The 25056-nt window shown below is 55.7% G+C and carries 23 protein-coding genes; 11 read left to right on the top strand and 12 right to left on the bottom strand.

Annotation, left to right across the window (positions count from 1 at the left end; genetic code table 11):
• Positions 1-147 precede the first annotated feature (147 nt).
• The 6 genes from BUE18_RS22835 to BUE18_RS22810 all read right to left on the bottom strand — a co-directional run bounded on the left by BUE18_RS22835 (position 148) and on the right by BUE18_RS22810 (position 6022).
• Complete coding sequence (locus BUE18_RS22835; protein WP_073478476.1) at positions 148-525, bottom strand: hypothetical protein; 378 nt, start codon at positions 523-525, stop codon at positions 148-150.
• Positions 526-662: 137 nt separating this feature from the next.
• A complete protein-coding gene (locus tag BUE18_RS22830) occupies positions 663-2048 on the bottom strand; it encodes a hypothetical protein (protein WP_170868439.1) in 1386 nt (461 codons plus the stop codon).
• A 67-nt stretch (positions 2049-2115) separates the two neighbouring features.
• Entirely contained in the window at positions 2116-2940 is an 825-nt protein-coding gene (locus tag BUE18_RS22825; RefSeq protein ID WP_073478474.1) for an SDR family NAD(P)-dependent oxidoreductase, read from the bottom strand.
• Between the two features lie 234 nt (positions 2941-3174).
• Complete coding sequence (locus BUE18_RS22820; protein ID WP_073478473.1) at positions 3175-4566, bottom strand: 2-hydroxyacyl-CoA dehydratase subunit D; 1392 nt, start codon at positions 4564-4566, stop codon at positions 3175-3177.
• Positions 4567-4798: 232 nt separating this feature from the next.
• Positions 4799-5236: a PaaI family thioesterase gene (locus tag BUE18_RS22815; protein WP_073478472.1), complete on the bottom strand. Its 438-nt coding sequence runs from the start codon at positions 5234-5236 to the stop codon at positions 4799-4801.
• A 42-nt stretch (positions 5237-5278) separates the two neighbouring features.
• Positions 5279-6022, bottom strand: a complete 744-nt coding sequence (locus BUE18_RS22810) for a hypothetical protein (RefSeq protein ID WP_073478471.1) — start codon at positions 6020-6022, stop codon at positions 5279-5281.
• A gap of 256 nt (positions 6023-6278) precedes the next feature.
• Between BUE18_RS22810 and BUE18_RS22805 the strand changes: the two genes are divergently transcribed.
• The 3 genes from BUE18_RS22805 to fusA all read left to right on the top strand — a co-directional run bounded on the left by BUE18_RS22805 (position 6279) and on the right by fusA (position 9685).
• The gene (locus BUE18_RS22805) at positions 6279-6833 is read left to right on the top strand and encodes a hypothetical protein (RefSeq protein ID WP_073478470.1); all 555 of its coding nucleotides are present in this window, start codon (positions 6279-6281) and stop codon (positions 6831-6833) included.
• A gap of 318 nt (positions 6834-7151) precedes the next feature.
• Positions 7152-7655, top strand: coding sequence for a GerMN domain-containing protein (locus BUE18_RS22800; RefSeq protein WP_170868438.1), 504 nt, complete (start codon positions 7152-7154; stop codon positions 7653-7655).
• The gene (gene fusA / locus BUE18_RS22795) at positions 7652-9685 is read left to right on the top strand and encodes an elongation factor G (protein ID WP_073478468.1); all 2034 of its coding nucleotides are present in this window, start codon (positions 7652-7654) and stop codon (positions 9683-9685) included. Before BUE18_RS22800 ends, fusA begins: the two co-directional genes overlap by 4 nt.
• Before the next feature lie 59 nt (positions 9686-9744).
• On the opposite strand, the gene BUE18_RS22790 is transcribed toward fusA, so the two are convergent.
• The 3 genes from BUE18_RS22790 to BUE18_RS22780 form a co-directional block, all read right to left on the bottom strand.
• Complete coding sequence (locus BUE18_RS22790) at positions 9745-10836, bottom strand: 4Fe-4S binding protein (RefSeq protein WP_073478467.1); 1092 nt, start codon at positions 10834-10836, stop codon at positions 9745-9747.
• Positions 10837-11368: 532 nt separating this feature from the next.
• On the bottom strand, positions 11369-12250 hold the full coding sequence (locus tag BUE18_RS22785; RefSeq protein WP_073478466.1) for a DUF2156 domain-containing protein: 882 nt from the start codon (positions 12248-12250) through the stop codon (positions 11369-11371).
• Positions 12251-12307: 57 nt separating this feature from the next.
• Positions 12308-13000, bottom strand: a complete 693-nt coding sequence (locus tag BUE18_RS22780; RefSeq protein ID WP_244549365.1) for a PHP domain-containing protein — start codon at positions 12998-13000, stop codon at positions 12308-12310.
• 71 nt (positions 13001-13071) lie between these two features.
• Here BUE18_RS22780 and apgM point away from each other — a divergent pair, with 71 nt between their 5' ends.
• The 8 genes from apgM to BUE18_RS22740 all read left to right on the top strand — a co-directional run bounded on the left by apgM (position 13072) and on the right by BUE18_RS22740 (position 20001).
• Positions 13072-14379, top strand: coding sequence for a BPG-independent phosphoglycerate mutase family protein (gene apgM, locus BUE18_RS22775; RefSeq protein ID WP_073478464.1), 1308 nt, complete (start codon positions 13072-13074; stop codon positions 14377-14379).
• 34 nt (positions 14380-14413) lie between these two features.
• Positions 14414-14968: a nucleotidyl transferase family protein gene (locus BUE18_RS22770; RefSeq protein WP_073478463.1), complete on the top strand. Its 555-nt coding sequence runs from the start codon at positions 14414-14416 to the stop codon at positions 14966-14968.
• A 220-nt stretch (positions 14969-15188) separates the two neighbouring features.
• Positions 15189-16466, top strand: coding sequence for a (Fe-S)-binding protein (locus BUE18_RS22765; protein ID WP_073478484.1), 1278 nt, complete (start codon positions 15189-15191; stop codon positions 16464-16466).
• Positions 16467-16480: 14 nt separating this feature from the next.
• Complete coding sequence (locus tag BUE18_RS22760) at positions 16481-16936, top strand: hydrogenase iron-sulfur subunit (RefSeq protein WP_073478462.1); 456 nt, start codon at positions 16481-16483, stop codon at positions 16934-16936.
• A 27-nt stretch (positions 16937-16963) separates the two neighbouring features.
• On the top strand, positions 16964-17347 hold the full coding sequence (locus BUE18_RS22755; protein WP_244549366.1) for an FAD-dependent oxidoreductase: 384 nt from the start codon (positions 16964-16966) through the stop codon (positions 17345-17347).
• Between the two features lie 64 nt (positions 17348-17411).
• Complete coding sequence (locus BUE18_RS22750) at positions 17412-17903, top strand: hypothetical protein (protein WP_073478460.1); 492 nt, start codon at positions 17412-17414, stop codon at positions 17901-17903.
• A 44-nt stretch (positions 17904-17947) separates the two neighbouring features.
• On the top strand, positions 17948-19225 hold the full coding sequence (locus BUE18_RS22745) for a double-cubane-cluster-containing anaerobic reductase (RefSeq protein ID WP_073478459.1): 1278 nt from the start codon (positions 17948-17950) through the stop codon (positions 19223-19225).
• Positions 19226-19227: 2 nt separating this feature from the next.
• On the top strand, positions 19228-20001 hold the full coding sequence (locus tag BUE18_RS22740; protein ID WP_073478458.1) for an acyl-CoA dehydratase activase: 774 nt from the start codon (positions 19228-19230) through the stop codon (positions 19999-20001).
• Here BUE18_RS22740 and BUE18_RS22735 read toward each other — a convergent pair.
• The 3 genes from BUE18_RS22735 to BUE18_RS22725 form a co-directional block, all read right to left on the bottom strand.
• Complete coding sequence (locus BUE18_RS22735) at positions 19956-21170, bottom strand: EAL and HDOD domain-containing protein (protein WP_073478457.1); 1215 nt, start codon at positions 21168-21170, stop codon at positions 19956-19958. The two genes, BUE18_RS22740 and BUE18_RS22735, sit on opposite strands and share 46 nt — an antisense overlap.
• A gap of 43 nt (positions 21171-21213) precedes the next feature.
• A complete protein-coding gene (locus BUE18_RS22730; protein ID WP_083611234.1) occupies positions 21214-22581 on the bottom strand; it encodes an HDOD domain-containing protein in 1368 nt (455 codons plus the stop codon).
• 257 nt (positions 22582-22838) lie between these two features.
• Positions 22839-24965 carry a spermine/spermidine synthase domain-containing protein gene (locus BUE18_RS22725; protein ID WP_073478456.1) on the bottom strand — a complete coding sequence of 709 codons (2127 nt, stop codon included), beginning with the start codon at positions 24963-24965 and terminating at the stop codon, positions 22839-22841.
• Positions 24966-25056 lie beyond the last annotated feature (91 nt).

The following is a 25056-nucleotide window of genomic DNA, read 5'->3' as shown; positions in this document are numbered from 1 at the left end:
ATAAAAGCGAAATACCCCCAAAAATTAGAGGCTTTTCAGGAAACGTATTCGGGGCGTTATGATATGGAACTTTTTGAATTGCAGGCCGGATGGAGAGCGGGAAAAAAACCCTCCAAGCAAGGATTGGCCTGGAGGATTTTTGAAAAATCAAACGGCGGCTTCGGTTTCCTCATGCGTGGGGCCGGAGACCAGATAGTAAAGAAAATAAATGACGAACAAGGCCTCGCCAAGGGCGCAGAAAAAGGCCACAAAGGTGGCCATGCGGTCGAGCACAAGCCCGAACCAGGTTATGGCCAGAGCAATTTTTACGATGACGCCGATAACCAGAACGCCATGGTTTTTTTCAGGAGCTTTGGAGACGACGCCGAAGCCCGCGCCCAAAGCCAGGATGAAGATCCAAAAGCACCGGTTCAGGATGATTGCGTAATCCTCTCCGTAGAGCACGTCATAGAAGATTTTCATGTTGAATTCCGGCCAGAAGGAGGCCGGAGCGGCGAAAAAAATATTCCAAATAGCGGCAATCATAAAGAATTTCCGCCATTGCGAGTAGGACCACTTCGACGGCGCCAGTTGAGAAAACCTGCTAACCATGTCACCCCCCATTTCTTTTGGGAATAAAAGACGATTAATGAGGATATTTGTATTGCAAGCCCTGTTGACTGTCAAGGGCTTAGGGATTGGATGAGGTCCGGGGCGCAGGTTTCGGGCTCCGTGCGGATTAACTCAGCCCCCAGGCGGTCCAGAAATCTTCCCGCCAGTTCTCTGCTGAGCACGTTTTGGCAGAACCCGAGCGTAACCAAAAGGCTGTCGCCCAGGCCGGAGATGCAAACAGTCACCACGGGCGGAGTGGATCGGGTGGCTGTGACGCCCGCCCAGGCGGCCGGCGCGCCGTTAAACCGGAATTTTTCCGGGTCGATCAACCCGGCGTTGGTGAACATGAGGCCCAAGTCGCCGGTGGAAGCGGACTTTTTCTTAAGAATGTCGCCTATTCCGTCGTGAAAGCGCAGTCCCACGGAAAAGGGCATGGTTTTAAATACGGCGGCGGACAAGGGAATATTGCCCATGCCAATGTATTCCTGTTTGAGCTTTTGAAAGGCGTCATGGACGATTCGGAGCAGGGAATTATAATCCCCCGGCAGTCCGCGCCCCACATTGATGTAGGAAAAGCCGGAAAGGTTGCACACGGACTCGGCCTGGCCGCCGGGGATGTAGCGCCTCAGGTCCGCCGTGGCCACCATTCTGGCGTAGGCTTTGGGATCGGAGTTCAGCAGGGAGTAAAAGGCGCGGATGGCGGCCGTGGCCGCGGTGTCGTTGATGGTCGCCCCCCGGGCCTTTCCATAGGCCTTTAACCGTCTGAAATCGTCTCCGGCGATCACCCGGGTCAACAGGGTTCGCCCTTCCGGCGGCTGAAAGTCCAGGGGCGCCCTGCGTTTGCTCCGCCCCCGGAGAAAGACATGGGCGTCCGCCATGGTTCTGCGCAATACGCCCAAACGATCCCGCCAGCCCATGTGGCGAAAAACCTGAGCAAGGCCCCGGGCGCCGTAGATGTTGGAAGGAGGGATGTAATAAGGATCGCGTTCCAGGCGATTGTAGGTTTTAGCCAGCAGATAGGCCAGGTCCTTGACTCCCCCGCCGTCGCTGGCAACGTGATTCACCCTAAGGCATACCAGGTCGTTCCGGCCCCGCAGCACCCAGACGCGGGCCTGGGGCCCCTGGTGCACGTCCAGGTCCGGCAGGGAGTCCCAAAAGCCTCCGGGATCGTCTTCATCGAGAGGATTTTCCACCAGAGTGCAGATTTCCTCCGCGTCCAGATCGGGCAGGCGCTCCCAATATTGCCCAAAGGCGGCTTCGACGAATCGGCAGCCCAGGACCGGCTCCGCGTCCAGGCACATGCGCATGGCGTGCTTAAGGCGAACGAAATCAAGCCTTCCGTTCAATCGGGCGATCAAACCGAAATTGGCGCAATGGGAATTGCGCATCCAGTAGAGGATTTTATCCTCCAGGACTACGGGAAACCGCTTTGGAATATTCTGGTTTTCGGGTTGCATGGTTGGTCCGCTTCCTTTAACGGCCGCGTTGCCCAGCCGGCCCATTTCAACCTGCCTTTGTTTCATGTCATGCCTGGTCTTTGCGAATCTTCCTGAAGCTCCGCATCATGTACCATCCCATGGGAGTCAACAGCGCCGGGGATAAGCGATACGCCCTCCAAGCCAGTTTGGCATGAAAGGGAAAGACAATGATTCCCTTGTTCCTGGCTACGCCCTTGAGAGTGAACTCCGCCGCCTTGTTCACCGGCAGCATGGGAAGGGTGAAAATATTCTTCACAGCCTTGTTGTCAGCCTTGTGTATGGGGGTTTTTTCCCAGATTTCCGTTGCAATGAGGCCGGGGCAAACCAGGCTGATCTTAACCCCCAGACGGGCGGCTTCGGCCCGCAGCGTGGACGTGAGCCCAACCACCGCGTGCTTGGATGCGGAATACGGCCCTTTGACCGGAAAAGGCAACAATCCTCCCAAAGACGAAACATTCACTATATGCCCGCGGCCCTGAGAAGCCATGACCATGTAGGCGTAATGGGAGCCGTACAGGACGCCCATGAAGTTTACGTCCAGCACCCTGCGCCAGTCGTCCAGGGACAGGTCGCGCATTTCACCGGCAATGCTGATGCCCGCGTTGTTGAAATAATAATCCAGCCGTCCGTACTCCTGCACGGTCCTGTCAATGATCTTTTTAACGTCCTCTTCCCGAGTCACGTCCACTTGGGCGGCGGTTGCGGCCCCGCCCTGATCCCTGACTTCCCGGGCCGTCCTTTCCACCCGGTCCAGGTGATGGCCCGCCGCGATCACAAAGGCGCCACGCCTGCCCAAGGCCAGACACAGGGCCTTGCCGATTCCGGCCGCCGCTCCGGTGACTACGACAGTCTTTTCGTTGAAAACATCCATTTCACCGCCTATTCACGGGATTAGTCGATTTCATCGTCCAGTGAATACAAGGGTATGGCTCGGCGCCTGGGTTTTGCAACCCTTTCCCCACAATAAAACTGCTTGTATTAAAATAATAGCGATGGGCCGAAAGCCCCCTCCGAGCTTCGGCGTCTTAACAAGGCCGACTTTTCCCGGGCTTTAAAAAATCCGGGATATATATATGGCCGCTGTGCGATGAGTCCTAGTCAGCGGTCAGGCCAGTCCGTTATTTTGAAAGAACCCGGTAATCTCCCGTTTAATCTCCTGCTCCGAGGCGAAACGGGGGTCGAAAGAGTCCGTAGATAGAAATAATACAGGAAGATCGGCCTTTTGGCAAACATCCCGTATTAATTTCCCCATGGCCCAACCCCCTTTACAGCCCTGGTGCCGGGTGAAAATCATGCAATCGCCCGAGTATTCCTCCAAAATGCGCTTTAATTCTTCGGTGAAAAACTCGGCCGGGCCGCGCAACTGGCGCGCCATGGCAATGTTCAGATGCGTCCGGGCCAGGTCCCGGATCATGGTTTCCCGGGAGGACAGGTCAATCATGCTGGTGTTGACCCTGCCCATGAAGTCCGCCACGGTCACGGCGCCGAAACGCCGGTTCAGCCAGGGCTCCAAAAAATGAAAGCCGATGGGGATGTCCCACCAGATCACCCGGATTTTCTGCTTCTTGATGAACCCCTTGCCCTTGGCAAGCCGGGCCTTGGCGTTCTCACAGATCATTTGGGCGAACTTGAGTCCGTTTTCCGTGCCATGGGCCGCAATGCTGTGCTGCCACCCCAAAAGCAGGCAGGTCAGGTTGCACGGAGACGGCACGGCCCGGGCCATTTCCGTATATTCCTGCAACAGGGCGTTGGTTTTATTGATGTTGTCGCACACCTGGGCCAAATCTTCCCAGTTCACCTTCAGGCCGGTGTTGTCCTCCAGAAAACCAATCAATTCCAAGAGGTTGTCCGCGTAATAATCCACGCTGCCGTCGTCGTCCCAATAAGGGGTGTCCACGGAAAACAGCGGCGCTTTGGTCAGGTATTCCAGGGTCTGATAGCTGGAAACCACGGAATCGCATGGGTGGGAGCTTGAAATGAGCAAGTCCGGCTTGGGCGCCTGATGGGTCAGGTAAGCGCCTATGGCCGCCTTTCCCGCGGAGCAGAACTCCGTGGGAAGCCCTTCCCGCTCCGCCGCTTCGATGATCTTCACCGTGGTGTGCGTGCCCATGTTATGCCCCATGATGGCCATGGATTCGGGTACGTACATGACCACGTCCAGCACCCGCAGGATTTCGTTGGACAGGTTGAACTCGGACCACACCACCGGCCAGGTCCCCTTTTCCGCGTACAACAGGTCGTCCATGTACTCCAGGTAATCCAGGTACACATAGCGCATGGCCTTGAGGTCCGCCGGCCTGACCAGCCCCCCGCCGATCATGGAAAAACTGTGGCGCCGGGCGCTGTTGGACCGGGTTTCCCTGCCGGGCATGACAAAGCGCAACAGCCGCGTTAGCACATACACCAGCCTGGGAAACCTAAGCAGAAAGATCAAAAGCCTGAGCCTGCGCCGTTGATACTTCCACACCTGGAGTTTTTTTAATGGTTTTTCCCCCACACTGACATCCTGCATCTTTTGAAAACAAGGGAATGGTAAGGCACGGAGCGCAAATCGGGGTCGCCTTGCAGCTTTGGGACAACCGTACGAAAAAGGTATGGCACGGGGCCGAAATATTGTCAAGGCGTTGAAAAAGCCCAGACTGGGGCGGCGAATCCATATTGATCATCTTCTCGTGAACAATTTTGTTCCGGTCTAAACCCCTTCGTTCCTATAAAATCCATACGCCACGCTACTCCGGCTTGACCGCCTGATGGGTTGCATAGGCCTTGGCCAGGAGTTTGTCATCCAGGTTCTTGAAGTCCACTTCCACGTGCACCGTGGTTCTGCTGCGGTTGATGACCACTGCGGTTGCATGGACCACGCCTTCTTTCATGGGGCGAAAATACGACACCCGAAGATCCGTGGTTTTGACGATTTCGTCGGGCTTCAGCACGGTCATGGCCGCGAGGGCCGACAAGGTGTCGCCCAGGGCGGCGTAAAAGCCTCCGTAGACTTCGCCCCGGCTGTTGCCCATGCGTTCGTCATAGGTCCATTCGGCATAGACCATGCCCTTCTCCCACTTTTTCAATTTGGGCAGTCCGAGAGTGTCGTGCGCCCGGGAGGTAATCAGGGGTTCGTCGGGTGAGTCTTCCAGCAGGCTGTCCAGCACCTTGTTCCAATCCGTCATGAGAATGGTCTCCGGGTTGACTGAGGGTAATAATGCATCATATCATAATTTTTCCGGCGCCGGCTGCTCAATAATTTCAAAACTCGCCAAAATACAGTCAATGGCCTCCTGGTCCAAGCCCAAGAAAACGATCTCGTATGATTTGTCATCTTTCCCAAACACCAGAGACCTGACAGGACCAAAGGCCGCTCCAATATCCGGGGGATTTGGCGTTGGAAATCCCAACTGGATAATGTTTAAATTTTCTGTGAAGGCAGTATTCTGGCGCTCGCCTGCACGGGAGGGCTTTAGCATCAGTTGAAGGAACTCCCGCCTGATCTCGTCCATGGAGTCAAAAAAGGAAATTTGATCCGGCGTAACCTGGAGCACACGCCTGTTGAATTCGTAAAGGCTCACAGGCTCGCCGCCGTACATCATGTTCTTCAGGTCCCGCAACCCCTTGCTATTCTGAAAATTGATCTGGCTGTCATACACGGTCACCAGGACTCTGTTTTCCAACAAGTACGAAGAGGACATTTCGCTTTCCGATTTTTCTTTAACAGGAAAGGGGCAAAGAAAGGAGAACTCCTCTGTAGCAATTTCAATGCCCTGACGGGAAGAGTTTGCACATTCTATCCGACCCCTGTCTTCCAAAACAGCGTAGTAAGCGCTTGACTTGTCCTGACCATAATCAAACTTAATCTTGCTCCACAAATAAATCCTGCCCTGCATGGCATACAGAGAAACGATTATGACCAAGCCAAGGGCGATCCAGATGTCTCGCTTCCTTGCCAACCGGAATTCCATAAACTCGCCTCCACTCGGCAGGCAATGCCGCCCTCCCTGGATGTGTTGAAAAGTGTACAATTTTGAATTAATCAGAATAATCTGAAAAACACAACCAGTATGGTATAATTATGGAAAACAAAGCCGCCTCGTCCTTGGAAAACATAGCCATAACGTGTACAATCAACCCAGGGGCGTCAGATGAACCTGCGCGCATGCTTTTTCCTTAATGAGGGGCATTAGCCATATTTCAATCTTTTTATGAGGGAAACGGATATTGGCGTTTTGGAATAAAATAAACTATCCAAGAACATTCATCCCGTTGGGAATTTTCTGTTTAATCGTCATTGTTATTGCATTATCATGGTGGAAAGCGGTTTCCCTTTCTTCGGGAAAAAGTTTCGACATCACCCCTGAAAACTATCAAATCCCCGTTTATCCCAAAGCCAAAGTTACCAATAGATTTTCCAGGCTTGATCGACAGGCGAAAGGGTTGGACTTTAAAGTCAGACAAAACTTTCCCGCAAGGGACCTGAGGGATTTCTATGAAAAGGAGATGAAAGCATTGGGCTGGAGCCCATACCAGGATCGAAAAAACAAAAAGTCTGACAGAACGTGGATGGGACGCGTTTCCAGGTCAAAGGAAAATCCTCGATACATTGCCGAGTATACGGCGGATTGGATACATTACGGGCGTTTGGAAAAGGCACGGCTGATGCTGAGCTATTCTTGGACGGACTATGAGGACCGCTCAAAAATCGACTATTCCAACAACCAAAACCTGTCCGGAACTATTACTATTACGCCTTATGCTAAAAGGCGCTTTCATTAAGCGGGAGCCTGGAATGGCAGTTTGCTCTATTCAATTTTAGGATCACAAATTAATTTCCGGGCCGCCTTGTTATGTAAAATTAATGTCTTATCTTTTACGGGCGGCTAAGAAGCCGGCGTTGGACGGGTTTAGGCTTCTCCATGAAGCCGTGCGCCTGTTCCCTTGACTTTAGGCGGCGGGTAACATAGAAATCACAAGCAATCGGGCGGAGAAATCGATCGGACGGATTCCGCCTGAAACAAATTGAATCAATTGGGTAAAATCCTCATGCGAAGGCGCAGCCGACAAATATTGTCCCTCTTTGGGATCTCGCTGGTTTTGGGTTGGTTGTTCCCGGCCGGAAGCCTGTACGCGGACCAGACAAGCCCGGAGTCCGGCGCGGAGCAAGGGGTATTGCAGGAGAGGACCGGCGTCGCCCATTTGTATTTTATCAGCCCCAAGGGATATCACCTGGCGGCCGAGGATCGCCGCATGGAAGCGGATCAGGCGCCGGCCTTGTACGCCAAAGCCTTGATACAAGCCCTGCTGGACGGCCCCCGGGGCGAGGGATTGAGATGCATTCCCGAGGACACGCGGCTTTTGGCCGTTTATGTTCGGAACGGACTGTGCTATGTTGATTTTTCCCGGGAGATCTCGCAAGGGCTTCCCGGAGGCGCCGAGGCGGAGTACATGACTGTATTCGCCCTGGTAAACACCTTGTGCCTGAACGTCCAGGATATCTCCTCCGTTAAAATCCTGATCGAAGGTAAAGAAGCTGAAACCCTTGGCGGCCATGTGGAACTGACTTATCCATATGGCGCAGACATGACGATAATACGATGAGTAAAAAAATACCTGTAAGCAAAATGCGCAATATCGGCATCATCGCCCATATTGACGCTGGAAAAACCACGGTGACGGAGCGCATCCTGTACTATACCGGACGCTCTCACAAGATCGGCGAGGTCCACGACGGCGAGGCTGTCATGGACTGGATGACCGACGAACAGGAACGGGGCATCACCATTACCTCGGCGGTCACCACCTGCCATTGGCAGGATCATGAAATCCACATTATAGACACTCCCGGCCACGTGGACTTCACCATCGAGGTGGAGCGCTCCCTGCGGGTGCTTGACGGCGCCATCGGCGTTTTCTGCGCCGTGGGCGGGGTGCAGCCCCAGTCGGAAACCGTGTGGCGGCAGGCCGACAAGTACCATGTTCCCAAAATGGCCTTTGTGAACAAAATGGACCGCATTGGCGCGGATTTTTTCGGCACGGTCAAGGAATTGAAAGACATTCTGGGCGCCAGGCCCCTGCTGCTTCAGATTCCCATCGGAGCGGAAGACGCCTTTGAAGGCGTTATCGACCTGCTGAACATGGAGCAGATCACCTGGGACGAAACCAGCCTGGGCGCATCCTTTCAGAGATCGCCTCTGGAAGGCGACCGGGCCGAAGAGGCCGAAACCTACCGGGAGCAGCTTGTGGAAGACGTCGCGGAATTCGACGACGAGCTGATGGAGCTTTACCTGGAGGAAGGGGAAGTCTCCAAGGAAAGGCTGATCCAGGGCATCCGCAAGGCGACCATCGAATCCGGCGCCGTGCCGGTCCTGTGCGGATCCGCCCTGCGCAACGTGGGAGTTCAGCCCCTGCTGGACGCCATCACGGCCTTTTTGCCGAGCCCCAAGGAAGTCCCTCCGGCCCGGGGCGTGCATCCCGAATCCAAGGAGGAAATCATCTGCGGCAACTCGGAGAAGGATCCCCTGGCCGCGCTCATTTTCAAAGTCTCCATGCCCGAAGGCCGCAAGCTGTGCTTCGCCCGCATATACAGCGGCAAGCTCATCGCCGGCCAGGACGTATTCAATCCCACCTTGGGCCGCAAGGAGAAGCCCGCCCGCATCTTGGCCATCCACGCCAACAAGCGGGAGCGCATCGAGCAGGCTGGCGCGGGCAACATCGTGGGCATCGTAGGCATGAAAGACTCCTCCACCGGAGACACCTTGTGCACCATGGACAAGCCGGTCATGCTGGAGCGCATCGAAACCTACGAGCCGGTCATTTCCATCGCCGTGGAGCCCAAGACCCACAGCGATCAGGAAAAACTGCCCACGGTTCTGGACAAGCTCATGGCCGAAGATCCCACATTCAAGGTGCGGGAGGACGAGGAAACCGGCCAGACCATCATCTCCGGCATGGGAGAGTTGCACCTGGAAATCCTGGTCAGCCGTATGCAGCGGGAATTCAACACCCAGGTCAATGTGGGCAAGCCCCAGGTCGTATACCGGGAAACCGTGGGCAAGGAAGCCGTGGGAACCGGCTTGTTCGACCGCGAAGTCGCCGGGCACAACCATTTCGCCCAGGTGGACATCCGCCTGGAGCCCCGTTCCAGGGGGACGGGCAATACATTCACCGTGGCGCCCGGGTTTGACGCCATCCCCGAACATCTCATTCCCCATATAGAACAAGGGGTGATGGAAGCCTTTGGCAGCGGCGTGGTCATGGGATATCCCGTATTGGACGTGGCCGCCACCCTGGCGGGCGGCGTTTTCCGGGAAGGCGCGGGAACCGACCTGGCGTTCCGCGTGGCCGCCTCCATGGCCGTCAACGACGCCCTGCTGGCTGCGGACTCCGCATTGCTGGAGCCCATCCTGGACCTGGAAATCGTTGCGCCGGAAGCCAATACCGGCGACGTCATCGGAGACTTGAACTCCCGGGGCGGCAAAATCGAAGCCCTGGAATCCGCCACCGGCGTGGGAATCATCAAGGCCGTGGCGCCCTTGTCCAAGATGTTCGGATACTCCACCGACCTGCGGTCCGCCACCCAGGGCCGGGGAACCTTCAGCATGAAGTTCTCCCACTACGACAAGATTTAGCAATTCCATAAACAGCAAAGCCAGGCTGCGACGGCCGCAGCCTGGTTTTTTTTTGTCTGCTAATCCTCTGCGTATTTGGCCAGGTCGGCTTCAAAATCCAGGGTGGACCGGATAAAATCGTATTTTTCCGGCTGGAAGGGCGCCGCCCGCTTCTCCTCCGGCTGAATCTCCAGGCTCAGGGCCTCGGTGGGGCAGGTGGTGGTGCAAAGCCCGCACCCTATGCAGCGGCCGGGATCCACGCTGATCACGTCCCCGCCCTCGGTGAACGCATCCATGGGGCACCGTTCCACGCAGGTCCCGCAACTGATGCACTCCTCCTTGTTTAATTGCACCACGTAGTCCGAGGTCGCCATCAGGGCGGGTTTGGGGAAAAACTTGAAGCTCTTCAAAATCCCGCAACACTCCCGGCAGCAGTTGCAAATGCCTTCCACGCTCCGCTTGTCCCCGGCCAATTGGTGAACCAGTCCTTCCTCCTCCGCTTGCTTGATGATCGCTATAGCTTCCTCCTGGGAAATGTACCGGCCGATTTTCAGGGTTTCGGCGTAAAGCTCGGCGTAAAAGCCAAAGCTGATGCACATTTCCTTGGTCTGGTCGCAAGGCTTGTCGATGATCCGGGTTTTGGCCTCGCAGGCGCAGGGGGTGACGGCGATTTTGTCCTTGCCCTGGATGATCTTGACCACGTCATAATATGGCGCCACGGGCAGATCGGGACTAACCTGTCCCTCCACGGGGATGGTTCTCACAAGACGGCCTTTGGGTTTGTACTCCCTGGCAAGATACTTTTGCAGCTTTTTGGCGACCTCTTTGAATTCCGGATTGTCCGCCATCAACAGGCAGGCGTGCTCCAGCAACCCGTGCATGAACGGAGCCACGGAGTAGTACCTGGCGTCTTCCTTTATCTTGGGAAAGGTCAAGCCTTTCTTCAGCATGCCGGTAAGAATGCGTTCCGCTTCCGCCAACTCCATCCCGGCCTTTTCCGCTATGATGTGCGCAGGCTGCAGATGCCGGCGAAGATGCAGGTACATGCGGGCTTCTTCTTCCGTGAACAGCACTTTTAAAAACTCAATTTCCACCTGGGATTCGGAGGCGTTGAATCCCACGGAGTATTGGTCCACATGTTCCCTGAGTTGGTGATAAAGCTGGTCGTCCATGGCTTTGGCTCCATGTGTGCGGGTTAATGAAAGGCGGCGGCGCGGGAAAAGAGATTTCGCCGCCAATTAATCGAACGCTCGCTCGATTTTTTTCAAGAATATACCCACGGGTATATTATGTCAAGCGTTGGTCGAAATGTGTTGGAGACAAATAGTCTTTCCGGGATTGCAGCACATAATGCCAAGCGGCGTCCAAGATAATTATACCTCATGGCGCTCTTTACAATGACGCTGGGTCCCGGCTTGCGGACGATCCTGAAAAGCGGATCGCCCTTGCCGGGATGACGGGATACTGCAGTTAACGAATATTCAAAGGGCGCTTGAGGCCCTATTGAGGTTGCGAGGACGCATTCACCCCATTTGGTTGCGAAAAACGCCGCTCTCCGTCATCCCCGTGGAGGGAGGCGGCGGGATGATTGCGGTTTTTATGCAATCATCATGACGCAGTCCCGGAAACGGGGACCCAGTGTCATTATGGAGTAGCGGCGAAAAAGGGGCAAAAAGCTCGAAAAGCAAATGAGCATAAAGAACATTAACTATTTAAACTCGCTCTAAATTTTTTGATGAAATCCACGGGATGATAGGACATCTTGGCTTTGCGCAGGCCTTCGTCGCCTGTGTCCTGCTCCCGGTTGACCAGGGCGAAATCCGTGCCTTCGTGCTCCAGGAATTGCTGGTTAATTGCCTGATAGGCGCCGTGGAAGTCGGGGGATCCTTTTTCAAAATGGATCAGCAGCATGCCGGGCTTAAAAGCCTCGCCGATGGTGTAGGCCGCCAGTTGGTCCTCCACGTAGATGAGCCCGCCCATGATGTTGCTAAGAGAGTCCCAATGGTCCAGAACCTTGAAGATTCCGTCATTCTCAGCGGCCAGGGTTTCCACGGACTCGCAGTCCCGCCACTGGCACCAGGATTCCTGCAGGCTCAGGGCTTCCTGGGCGTTGGAGGCGTCCATGGGGACGTACCTTGCCGGGTAGGATTTTTTGAAGCGGTTCAGGTGATTTTTCTTGGAATGATACTTTTTGCCGCTAAGCGCAACCAGGTCAGGAACCGAATAAAGATAATCCCATTGGCCCCGGTCCTCTTCCAATTCCATGGAAAGGCCTTGGGCGTTTCTCCAGATTTCCGCCAGTTTTTCTGGAATGCGGGAAAATGCGGCGGACTCGTCCAGTTCTTTCAGGGCTTTGGGCCAATCCACGGACTCCCAATCGCCCATGGGCGCCCAATACACGGTTTCCGGGCGGGTCTGGCGAATCCAGACCAATGGGCCGGTCCAGGCCCATTCCAGGCCGTGGGCCTCCTGCCAGGCGAACAGGTTGATGAAGCTGTATTCCGAACTGGGCTCCGGGCATTTTGCCAGGAACTCCAGATAGGCTTTTTGGCTGTCCAGGTTGATGGGCTCGAAGGATAAGGTCATGACGTCTTCCGGCTTGGTTATAATTCAAAACTGCCGGAATGAATTGTAGTCCAGGGATCAGGCGCAGTTCAACTGATTGTTTGAAAGGAAATCGGTCAGAGGGAAAATCTGATTGATGATGGGGGCGGCCTCACCGGCCTTAAGAGCCGCAACCAGGTCTTGCCATCCATTCACGAAGCGGGGAAAGTGCGTGGCGGAACGGCCCAACTCCTCCAGGGAATGGGCGTCGCTGCCCCCAACGGTGTTCATGGGGTATTTGGCCTTCCACTCGGCGATCATGCCGTTTTCTTCATGCGTGTTCCGGCCGTTCATCTCTTCCACGGCGGCGACCATTCCATCGGCGACAAGGCGCTCATCTCCGGGCCTGTTTTTCCGGAACGGATGAGCTAAAATTGCGGCCCCGCCCATGGCGTCCATCCTGACCAGAATCTCTTCGGCGGGCAGGCCATCGGGAAAGTCCAAATCCGGCCCGAACAAAAGCAGATCCCCTTGCGGCGTGGCGTATTCCGTCCCCACGATCACAACCAGGCCGTCCAGCATATACCCGTCCCGGGAGGATACGGGGCCGCTGGCCTCATAATGGTCTGTAATGCACACTCCGTCCAGGCCGCGCAGACCGGCAAAGGCCGTGATCTGATCCATGGTCAGGCTGCTGCACGGAGACGCCGTGCTATGTACGTGGAGGTCAAGTATCATGGTGAAAACTATAATAGTATTTTCCCAATAGATCAAATCGATTATTCCAATCATTCTCGGCGCACTTATAGAATGGGAGAATGTATGGCTTGGCGCCGATTGCCGCCCCGTGATATGCTTCAGGCATGGCTAAGACATGCATCCTCATATTGCTGGACGGACTGGGAGACCGGTCCTATCCTGACTTGGGAAACGAAACGCCCCTGGAAGCGGCCCGCACTCCTTTTTTGGATCTGATGGCCTCCCGGGGATCATGCGGCGCCTACCACGCCGGGCTTGCCGGCCAGGCCTTGCCCAGTGAAAACGCCCATTTCGCCATGTTCGGATACCGGCCCGAGGAATTTCCCGGCCGGGGCTTTCTGGAAGGCCTGGGCTGGGGCCTGGACATGCATCCCGGGGAGATCGCCCTGTTGACCCACCTCTCCCACGTGAGCGTCCGGGACGGCGCGTTGATTCTGGAGGAAAAAAGGCCTGGGGCCAGCGTTCAGGAAGCCAGGGAGCTTATCGAGGCCGTGGCGTTCTGGCAAACCGGGGACATCTGGTTTCGATTTCATCACACCAAAGGCGTGGACGGCATCCTGTCCGCCGGCGGGCCGGTTTCCCGGTTCATCACGGACAGCGACACCATGACGCCCGGCGGTCCCTTGTGCGCCGTGCGCCCCTGGTCCACCCACGCCAGCGACCCCAAGGCCATCAATACGGCCGAGGCTTTGTACGAGTATCTGCGGTTCGCCCACCAGCGCCTGGATGAGCACCCGGTAAACATCAAGCGCAAGGCGCGGGGGGAATCCCCGGCCAACGCCGTGGTCACTCAACGGGCGGGGGCTTATTCAGACGTGGAGCCCTTTCATAGGCGTTGGGGCATACGAGGCCTGAGCATATCCTCCGGCGCCGTCTACCACGGCCTGGCCCGTTTTATCGGCATGGACGTCATCAAGGACGGAGACACGGACAATCCGGGCGAAGATCTTGCCCGCAGGCTGGATGCGGCCCTGGAAAGGTCCGGCCAATACGGTTTGATTCACGTGCACACCAAAGCGCCGGACGAGGCGGCGCATAAAAAAGACGCAGGCTTGAAGGTGCGGGCCATCGAATCCCTGGACAAAGGCCTGGAAAAGGCCCTCGCCCATCGTCTGGACGATCCGGACGTCCTGATCGCCGTCACCTCCGATCATTCCACCCCGTCCGCGGGTCCTCTGATCCACTCCGGAGAAACGGTGCCTTTGGCCCTGCTCGGACAGGGAGTGCGGGTGGATCAGGTTCAGGCGTACAGCGAAATCGCCTGCGCCCAGGGCGCCCTGGGGCAGTTGCGGGGGCAGGAGTTTTTACTGACCATCCTGAATCACCTGGACCTGTCCAAACTGCACGGGATTATGGACACCCCGGACGACCAGCCTTTCTGGCCGGGCGCAAGAGAGCCCTTCACCATTTGATTTTTTGAGGCTCAAATTTAACACGGAGACATTGATGTACGGACTTGTCCACGGAAGATTTCAGATTCTGCACAACGACCACATGAAATACATTTTGGCCGGCGCGGAGCAATGCGACCGCCTTGTCATAGGCATTACCAACCCCGACCCCGCCATGACCCGGGAGGACGGCGCGGACCCCGCCCGCAGCCAGCGGGAATCCAACCCTCTGTCCTATTGGGACCGTTTCCGCATGGTGGACGCGGCCCTGCGGGAAGCCGGCCTGCCCCACGACAACTTCTCCGTAGTCCCCTTCCCCATCAATTTTCCGGAATTGTGGGGGAATTACGCGCCCCTGGACGCCAAATTCTTTTTGACCATCTACGACGCCTGGGGAGAACGCAAACTGGCCATGCTCCGGGAAAACGGCCTGAACGTCCACGTTCTTTGGAAACGCCCCCCGGAACAAAAAGGCATCACCTCCACTCAAATCCGCCAGGCCATCATCGCAGGCCAGCCCTGGGAGCACCTGGTTCCGCCCTCCGTTGCGGAAATCATTAAGGAAAAAAGCGTCATGGCCTGCCTTCGCTCCTTTGCCGCCGCAAACTGACTTGGCTTGCAACCCCTTGATATTTTGATAATCTATTCTTTAAATAGACATTCAGAATATCGCCGCCTTTATTTATCAATATTTTCAATTTGACTGATTAATACTATCTATATATTCTTCCCGCGTTTTTGCATCATAAGACTCTATCCATAAGGAGAACACTGTGGAATCGCCTATTGTCATTGGAAAAAGAAGTAAAAGCGCCCTGATCAATAAAGTCATGGAGATCCTGCCTGACGGCGGAAATCTGAATTTATGCCTCACTTGCGGCGCCTGCGCCTCGGGTTGTCCGGCGGCCGGCCTGGAGGGAATGGATCCCCGCAAGTTCCTTCGCATGGCGGCCTTGGGCCTGGATGAGGAAATCGCCAAAACAAACTGGGTTTGGTTCTGTTCTCAGTGCCAGCGGTGCACCTACGTCTGTCCCATGAGCATCGACATCGCCGGCCTGGTTTTTTCGGCCCGCCAGCTTACGCCCCGCGAAGAACGCCCCAAGGGCATCCTGGGAAGCTGTGACATGGCCCTGCGCAATGAGTCCTGCAGCGCGATGGGGGCTTCGCCGGAGGACTTCCAGTTCGTGGTCGAGGATGTGGTTGAGGAAGTGCGGGAAACCCAGCCCGGATGGGAAGAATTGCAGGCGCCTGTGAACAAGCAGGGCGCCAAGTACTTCGTGTCCCAGAATTCCCGCGAGCCCGTAACCGAACCGGACGAAATGATTCCGCTCTGGAAGATTTTGCATCTGGCCGGCGTGGACTGGACCTATGCCACGACAGGCTGGGGCGGCGAGAACTACTGCATGTTCCTGGCTGATGACGAGAACTGGAAAAAGATCGCCAAAACGAGCCTGGACTCCGCCCGCGACCTTGGCGCCAAGGTGTACTTGAACACGGAATGCGGGCACTCCACATTCAGCATCTGGAAGGGCCAGCAAAAGTTCAACATCGAAACGGATCTCGAAATCGCCCCCATGGTGATGAGGTACGCCAAGTGGATCAGGGAGGGGAGGCTCAATCCCAGCTCCGATTGGAACAAGGACCTGCAGATCAAGTTCACGGTCCAGGATCCCTGCCAGCAGGTGCGCAAGAGCTTCAAGGATCCCCTGGCTGACGATCTCCGGTTTGTGGTTAAGAAGATTGTGGGCGAAGAAAACTTTGTGGATATGACCCCCAACAAGTGCAACAATTTCTGCTGCGGCGGGGGCGGAGGATTCCTCCAATCCGGCTTTCCCGAAGCGCGCTATGAGTACGGAAGGCTGAAGTTCAACCAGATCAAGGCCACCAAGGCCGATTACGTGGTTACGCCCTGCCATAACTGCCACGCCCAGATTCATGACCTGAACGAGCATTACGAAGGCGGCTATCAGACGGTTCATTTGTGGACCATGCTGGCGCTTTCATTGGGCGCGCTGGGCGAAAACGAGCGGGAATATCTTGGAGACGACCTGAAGGAAGTGTGGCTTCCCGGAGAGCCCGGAACCCCTGATCCCTTTGCCAAGAAATAACCAAGGAGAAAACAATGTCCGAATGGGAACCCAAAATCGCAGCGTTTTTCTGCAACTGGTGCACCTACGGCGCCGCGGACCTCGCAGGGGTCAGCCGTTTGCAATACCCCACCAACTTCCGGGTGATCCGCGTCCCGTGCAGCGGCAGGATTACGCCCAAGTTCATCCTGGCTGCTTTCAGGCACGGTGCGGACGGAGTCTGGGTGTCGGGCTGCCATCCCGGAGACTGCCATTACATCGAAGGCAACTTCTACGCCCGCCGCAAGTTCGCGCTTTTCAAAAATCTCATGGAGCACATGGGCATTGAAAAGGACAGGCTGCATTTTTCATGGATCTCGTCCGCTGAATCCACCAAGTTCCAGAAGGTGGCCCTGGAAGTTATTGACGCCGTCAAGGCGCTTGGGCCGAAAGATCATTTTGTAAAGCATCCCGTCAACAGCCTGGACGCCTTGCCCGGGGAATTGAGATAGGATTTGCTTGCGGAAGGTTGCGTGACTATGGAAGGTCAAAAAGTAATAGGCTCCACCCTGGTTGTGGGTGGAGGAGTTGCGGGAGTCAAGGCTGCGCTGGACTTGGCCGACTCCGGCTACTACGTCTATTTGCTGGAAAAGGAGCCCGCCATCGGCGGCATTATGTCCCAGTTGGACAAAACCTTCCCCACCATTGATTGCTCCATGTGCATTCTGGCGCCTTATCTGGTGGAAACCGCCCGCCACCCCAACATCGAACTGGTGACGTACTCCCGGATCGAAAAGGTGGAAGGCAAGGAAGGCGCTTTTCGGGTCTCCGTAAGGAATAAAGCCAGGAGCATCAAACTGGAAGATTGCACCGGCTGCAGGGCCTGCGTGGACGCCTGCCCGGTGGAAAATATCGTCAATTAATAAAAGGGGGGCGATCCTGCAGCGCCGGGATCGCCCGCCTGAAGCAATTATTAGCGCTTTCGTCATGATTAAATGCGTATATTTGGACGCCAAGTTCGAAAAGCAGGTCCGGACCGTTTCCAGAGCCGGGAAAAAAGGGGCTCTCGCCGCGGATAAAGTCAGAAGCATCATTGACAACCTTGTGGATGGAGAGACCGACGATTTCGGCAGGCTGGGGTCTTTGACCAAGCACGGGGAAGCCCGCATTGACAAATGCGTCAAGTACGATCTGGGCGCCGGCTACAGAGCGGTCTGCGCCTGGGACAAGGAGTCCTTTTACGTCCTTTTCGTAGGCAGTCATGATGAATGCGATCGCTGGATAGAAACCAACCGCGGCCTTTCTTTAGACCAGGATCTTTCCATCGGAAGGACGTTAAAAGTCCGAAAACATCTCCCATCCAACTCCTGCTCTGAAAGCCAGCCGGAACCGGACGAAGAGGATCATTTTTACCCCGAGTCCATCGACCAGCAGACCTTGCGCAAAGTCTTTTGCGGCCTTTGCGGCCAAGGCGCTTAAGGTCTGAGAAAGTTTTCAACCAAACATCAATAAAGGAGGGCTGAATGGCTTCTGAATACGAAGGCATGTGGAAATCGTTAGGCATGGATCTGGGCGCGCACGACCAGCTTTTGGCGGTTTTGGGCCAGGGGTATACGGACGTATTTCTTTCCCAGGCCAACAGGCCCAAAGGCATGGACTATTTCAACTTTGTCATGTCCGAAGTACATGGCCTGAGAATCAAGGAAATGCTGGAAGCCAAGGAGCAGGGCGAAAAGATTGTCGGCTCCTACTGCGTTTTCGTGCCCGAGGAAATCGTCCGGGCTGCAGGCGCCACCCTGGTGGGTTTGTGCTCCGGCGCCGACTTCGCCATGGAGGAAGTGGAAAGGGTGCTGCCCAGAAACACCTGCGCCCTCATCAAGTCGTCCTTCGGCTTTAAACTCGGCAAGGTCTGCCCTTATCTGGAATCCGCAGACATGATCGTGGGGGAAAACACCTGCGACGGCAAGAAGAAATCATACGAAGAGCTGAACAAACTGGTTTCCAATCTTTACGTCATGGACCTGCCCCAAACCAAATCGGAAAACGCCAGGGCGCTGCTGAAGGCGGAATTCGTCCGGTTCGCCAAGGCCATGGAGGAGTTGACCGGAAACCCCATTACCGTGGAAAGCCTGAAAAAAGGCATTGCCATTACCAATGCAAAACGTCAGGCCATGCACAGGCTGGAAGCGCTCCGCAAGGCCGACCCGGAACCCATTTCGGGCCTGGACGCACTTCTGGCCAGCCAGGTGTCCTTTTACGATGCCCCCGTCCGCTTTACCGAGTCGGTAAACGCCTTGTGCGACGAATTGGAAGAACGCGTTAAGGATAAGGTGGCCGTGTTCCCGGAAAAGACTCCCAGAATCCTCTTGAGCGGCTGCCCCATGGCAGTGCCCAACTGGAAGCTGCCCTGGATTGTGGAAAGCTCCGGCGCCGTCATCGTGGGCGAGGAATCCTGCGTGGGAGAGAGAGGGCTTCGCAACCTGACCGACGACTCCGGCCAGGACGTGGAATCCCTGATGGAAGCCATTGTGGATCGCTATTTCAAAATCGACTGCGCCATCTTCACCCCCAATGAAGACCGGGCGGACCACATCGTCCAAATGGCAAAAGACTACAAGGCGGACGGCGTGATTCAATACGCCTTAAATTTCTGCCAGCCTTACCAGATAGAAGCCATGGGCCTGGAATCCAGGATGGAGAAGGAAGGCATCCCCATGCTCAGGATTGAAACGGATTACAGCCCGGAAGACGCCGAGCAGCTTAAAACCCGGGTGGAAGCCTTTGTGGAAATGATCGGCTGATTATGATTTTTGCAGGACTGGATATCGGCTCTCGCAGCATGGAGCTTGTGCTGCTGCAAAAGGGCCGGGTTGTGGAATGGAGAAAAACCGACACCGGTTACGATCCCCTGGGGCAGGCCTCCCTTATCCTGGAGGGCCTGTCCTGGGACAGCCTGACGGCCACCGGCTACGGGCGCAAACTGATTTCAGACGCCATGAACGCCCAGGCGATTACGGAAATCCAGGCCCACGCCCTGGGAGTCAGGGAATTGTTCCCGGAGGCGCGAACCATCTTGGACATAGGCGGCCAGGACACCAAGGCCATGGCCCTTTTGCCCAACGGCAAAATTTCCCGGTTTGAGATGAACGACCGCTGCGCTGCGGGCACGGGCAAGTTTTTGGAGTTTATGGCCACCAGCCTGTCGCAGCCGTTGGAGGAATTCGGGGGCTTTGCATTGACCGGAAGGCCGGGAGTCGCCATAAACAGCATGTGCACGGTTTTCGCCGAAACGGAGGCCACCTCGTTAATGGCCAAAGGATGCAAGGCGGCCGACATCGCTCTTGCCTTGCATCATTCGGTGGTGAGGCGCAGCCTGTCCATGCTTAAACGGGTGGGTTTGAACGATCCTGTGGTGTTTACGGGCGGGGTTGCACGCAATCCGTGCATGGTGAAATTGCTGGAGCAGGACCTTGCCATGAGCCTTTGCATTCCCGAAAATCCTGAAATGACGGGCGCCCTGGGCGCCGCTCTTTATGGGGCTTCCAACGCCCGGGCCCATTCCACCGCCTCCAAATAGCAGGCGGGTACATTACGATCCGGCACGCAAAGCTCTTCGGCGCATTTACGGACCGCTTCCCAATCTCCCCGTTCGTACTTTTTCACCAATTCCAAAAAAACCGCGCCCCCGCCTGTATTCTTAATCAAGGCGTCTTTGATAGCGCCTTCCAAGGGAAGTTGGTTGAGGCAGTTTTCCATGGTCTCGTCCAGCAAGGCGTCCAGTTGAGAAAAAAGGCCTAAAGTAAACAGATCAATCTGCATGCACTCTTTGCAGCCGGATTGTTGTCCAAGCAGGTCGCAAAACCTGGCTCGGATGGCGGAGCTAAGCACCAACTCGTCCGGTTTGTCCGCCCCCAGTTGATTCATCATCAACAAAGACGTGAAGCGCCTGATCGCATCCAGTCCCAGCAGGCTGACGGCATGCCGTATGGAGGATATTTTCTGCACCGTGGCGAAATAGGCCGAATTGATGTAACGCAGCAGCTTGTAGGAGATGCCGGCGTCCCTGCCGATCAGCTCTTCCAATTCGTTCAGGGATAAATTTGGATTCGCAATTTTAGCCATGATAGCCAAGAGATTTATTTTTAGAGGAGGAATCCCCGTGGACTGGACAATGGCGGGTTTGGAAAAGAAATAGCCCTGAAAATACTCAAAACCCATCCCCAAGTACTTCTGAAACTCTTCATGGGTTTCCACCTTTTCCGCCAGCAGACGCACCGGATAGCAGGATACTTGGTTCAGCATATCCTCCAGTTCGTTTTGGGGAGTGGAAAGGACGTCGAACTTCACAATGTTCGCAATTTCCAATAGGGGATGCCAATCCGGCGTCAGCACAAAATCGTCCAAAGCAAAGCGAACGCCTTGATCCGACATATCCCGGCAGGCCTCCACCAAAGCCGGGGTGGGCCGCACGGTTTCCAGGATTTCCACCACCATTCTGGTAAAGGGGAGGTGCAGCGGTATTTTTTCCAGCAGAAGATTTTCCGGGAAGTTTACAAAGGCCCTGGACTTACCGGCCAGATTTTCCAGGCCGACGGTCAAAAAGCTATCGGAAAGCAATCGGTTGGTGGCGGTTTCGTGATCCAGGTCCGGAAAAATGTTTTCCATACTGGTGCGAAACAGAAGTTCATACCCATACACCCTTTGCTTTCTATCCAGAATAGGCTGCCGGGCTACATATGCTTTCATGCGTTCACCCTGTTCGTATGGCTTTCATATATGCAAAATCTTATTATCTATCCGTCATCAAAGCGCCCGGCCCCAAGGAAATATACGCCGGCACCAGTTCAGCCATTTTAGGAAGCATGTGAGGCCCAAGCCCCAGGGTCTTCATGCTGGATTCCATGTGCGCGGGGCTCATATTCTCCAGCTCCAGGCCGGTGTTGAACCGGGACATCAGCACCTCTGAAACATAGACCAGGCAGGCCATGGTTTTGCCCTTTTGGGCCTGGGAAGGATTATGGTGGCAGCAAATGGCCGCCTTTAAAATATTGGGCAGCTCCCACGCGTCCGCCAGGCGCCGCCCGGCCTCCGTATGGCTAATCCCTATGAGATCCTGCTCGGCTTCGGTCAAGGATTCCTCTCCCACCTGGGTGCGGCGATAAAACAGGGGAAACGCCTTGCACACGTATTGATCCAGGGCGGCCCGGCCTATGTCGTGGAGAAGGCCGGCCGTATAGGCCACCTCCGGCGGCACAACCTTCAGCTTTCGGGCAAGCCTTTCGCACAAACGGGCCATGCCAATGGCATGGTGGAACAAGCCGCCTTTGCAGAGCGAGTATCCGTCATGATTATGGGTGGAGTAAAATATCTCCACATAAGCGGAAACCGCTATCTGCAACAAGGTTTTGTCGCCCAGCACAAGGATGGCTTCATCAATGGACCTCACCTTCCTGCCCAGGCCGATAAAGGCGGAATTGCAAAGGTTCAACACTTTGGCGGCGATCACCTGATCCTGCCGGATTTCCTGGGCCAAATCCTTCAGATCCGATTGTTCGTCCTGGATCATCCTGGTGATTTTAAGGGCGATCTGGGGGATAGGCCGAACCCGGCTGATCAGGGAGTTCAACTCCTCCTCGGTGGGTTTTTTCAACTCCATGTCAGTTGCGGGTATCAAATCCTCCGGGGGAATGATTTCCGGCTCCATGGCGCTTAAATCCAGCCTTAAATTGCAGGTGAAATAGCCCCCTGTTTCCGAACGGACGACGGGAATCCCCTCCCTGGCAAGGATTTCAAAAACCTTGTCCGCAGTCCGCCCGCCTACGTCCAACTCCAAGTCCAGGTTGGATATGGGGCCCACCAGGGCGCCGCCCGCCACAAAGGCTTCCATCCGCTTTTTAGAAGCGCCGTGCGCTTCCAGATCAGCTAGGAACAGGGGGAGGCCCGTGGCGGCATATCGCTCCTTGGGCCAAGCCTCGGAAGTTCCGGCGGGCTCAGGCAGCAGCAGATGGCAAAGGCCTCCTATGCCCGCCTCACGGTCTCTAATGACCACTCCCACACAGGTTCCTAAAACAGCTTGCAGCACCGCCTTGCGCCGACCGCTGATGGCGTAGCATCCTGAATCTACATATTCCGTGCCTAAAAACATTTGTTTCATCATTGTCGTAGGCCTTTTAGTTTATTTGCAAATGGGTTCGGCAAAAACCTTCGCCCTGCAGCAACACAGTATTTGCATTTGATGCAAAAAGCAGTCCAGGTTCCAAGTTTTTTCAAGGGAGGGTAAAAATCAAAGGCAGAAAGGACGAGATTTTATGGATGATACGCTCATCCAAAGGGCTGGAAAATTTCACGGATGCAAACAAGCGGCGCGTTCGGTAAGCCGGGAGCAAAAAAAGCGAAGGATCAATGACGTCAAGATTATGTCATGGAGGAGGAAAAATTCCGATTAACCAGCCAAGACAAGAATTTTACCAGTAACAGGCAGATCAAAACGCCCTGGATTCCCAGCTTGGGCAACAGGACCAGGCCCATCACCAAAGCGCCGCCCGCAGCGCCCGCCAGATCCGCCCAATAGAGATTGGCCGTAATTTGCGCCTCATGCCCGGAGCATAACCTGGAAGCGGCTGCGAATTGCCCGCCTACAAACCAGCCGGAGGCTGCAATCAAAAGAGGCAGGACAAGGTAGCCCATGAGGGACAAAACCCACCCTTGGGCCGCATGAACGCACACAGGTCCGCACGCCAGGGCCAGCAACGCCGCCGCCATAAGCCCTGTTTCGCCTCTTATAAAGCGTTTCACGGCGTTTTTTTCCGGTCTCAGGGACAAGTATCCCCCGGCGGCCGCGCCAGCCATAAAAAGGGTGATGAACAGGCAAAGGATCGTATAGGCGTAGCCGTAAACCACCTGGAACAAAAGGACCAAAGCCAGCTCCACGCCCATGCCGGCAAAGCCGGAGGTCATTATGGCGAAGCGAATCCTGTCTTTACAGCCCGCCATGGCCGCCAGGCTCAAAACCAGCATGATAACGCCCCAAAACAGCCATTGAGAGCTTTTTGACTTTGTCATCCATAAATCCAGCATGTGGCCGAAGGCCCAGGGGCTTAAGTCCCTGTTGGGCTTCACCGCTTCTTCATTCAAAAGGTCTGCCAGGTTGTCCATGCGGAAGGGGTCCGTCATGGTTGCCAAATCTATGTCAACCAATTGTCTTGTGGAAATGCTTCTTGCGGCCAGGACGCCGGAGACGTCCAGGTCCAAGGGCGATTCGGAAGCCAAAAAATAGTGAGTAATCCCCGGAAACGCCAATACGTGGGCAAAGGTTTTTTCCAGGGCCTGGAAAACGGTCCGGTTAAGGGCCAGGCCGCCTTTCTCCAGGTAGTTGTCCGCTCCCGCCAGGGAAAAATAAAGGACGCCTTCCGGATTCAGAGCTCTTTTGGCTTCGTTGAAAAAATCCTGGGTGTAAAACCGGTTGATCTGGGCGTTTTCCGGATCCGGCAAGTCGATGATGATTACGTCGTACCGCCGCTTTGACTGTTTGATGAACAATCGGCCGTCGCCCACGTGGGCGCCGACTTCCGGGCGCTCCAGGCTGCGGAACAACACGGAGTCCAGATTAAGAATGCTTTTGTCCAGTTCCACATAATCTATTCCGGAAGGCGCGTGCTTGGCTATCTCTTCAATGGAGCCGAATACGCCCCCCGCCACTACCAATACGCTCGCCCCTTTCCGAACCTGGCACATGGCCGGATGCACCAGCGCTTCCACGCTGGCCTCATCGGAAGAAAAAAGCAGGATGCCGTCCTGCCACACATTGTATTGATCGCCCGTCCGGGTAATGGCAAGCTGGCAGAACGGGCTGTTTTTCCAGGTGATGATTTCCTGCCCCGGGAGGCGCCAGGACCGGGAGGCGGGGGCCAACAGGAAGCTGAAGGCAATAATTGCGGCGATGCAAGCGCTCAGGGCGCAGGAAAGCAGGGGGCGATCCTTCCGCCCCAGGATCGCGGCGGCCAAGGCATGCAGCAAGCCGAAAAAAGCCAAGGTCTGCCAGTGGGAGAAGAAATGAACCAGGATAAGGGAAAAAACCAGCCCGCCCAAGATATCCCCCACTGTGTCCGTGACATACGCCCTGGCCGCGGCGCCGCCGTTTTGATCCAGCCTGACGGCCAAAGGGATCATGGCTCCGCTGACCAGCACATAGGGAAGAATGATGATGGCGCCGAACACCGTAGAGGAGCTTAATCCCAGCATCTGGCCCCTGACCCAAAGGAGGGGAAGCGCGCGAATGGCGGCGATTTGCATCAGGGGCAATACAGCGAGAATCAGATGGCCTGCAAAAAGGCGGCGCAGAGGGGAGTCCGTGGAGCGCGCCAGGCGCACGGCGATTTTGCTTCCCAGGCCTCCGGCAAGCAGCCAGATTCCCAGGGCCACGCCCACCACCAGCTCGTTGCCGCCGAAGGTGGACATAAATTCCCGGACGACCACAAGCTGCGTGGCCACGGAGGAGGCGCCCACTGTCAGAAGGCATATGTGAAAACGGGTGAGCTTCATTTTTTCCGGTGCAATGGAAGGAACGGGAGAAAGACGCAAGGCGCAAGAGTGTGCACGCCCAGGCCGCGCCTAAAAGCCGCCTGCGCATAAT

Source organism: Desulfatibacillum alkenivorans DSM 16219 (assembly GCF_900142135.1).
GTDB lineage: Bacteria > Desulfobacterota > Desulfobacteria > Desulfobacterales > Desulfatibacillaceae > Desulfatibacillum > Desulfatibacillum alkenivorans.
The sequence above is the reverse complement of the archived record's forward strand: the minus strand, read 5'-3'. Positions and strand labels throughout refer to the sequence as shown.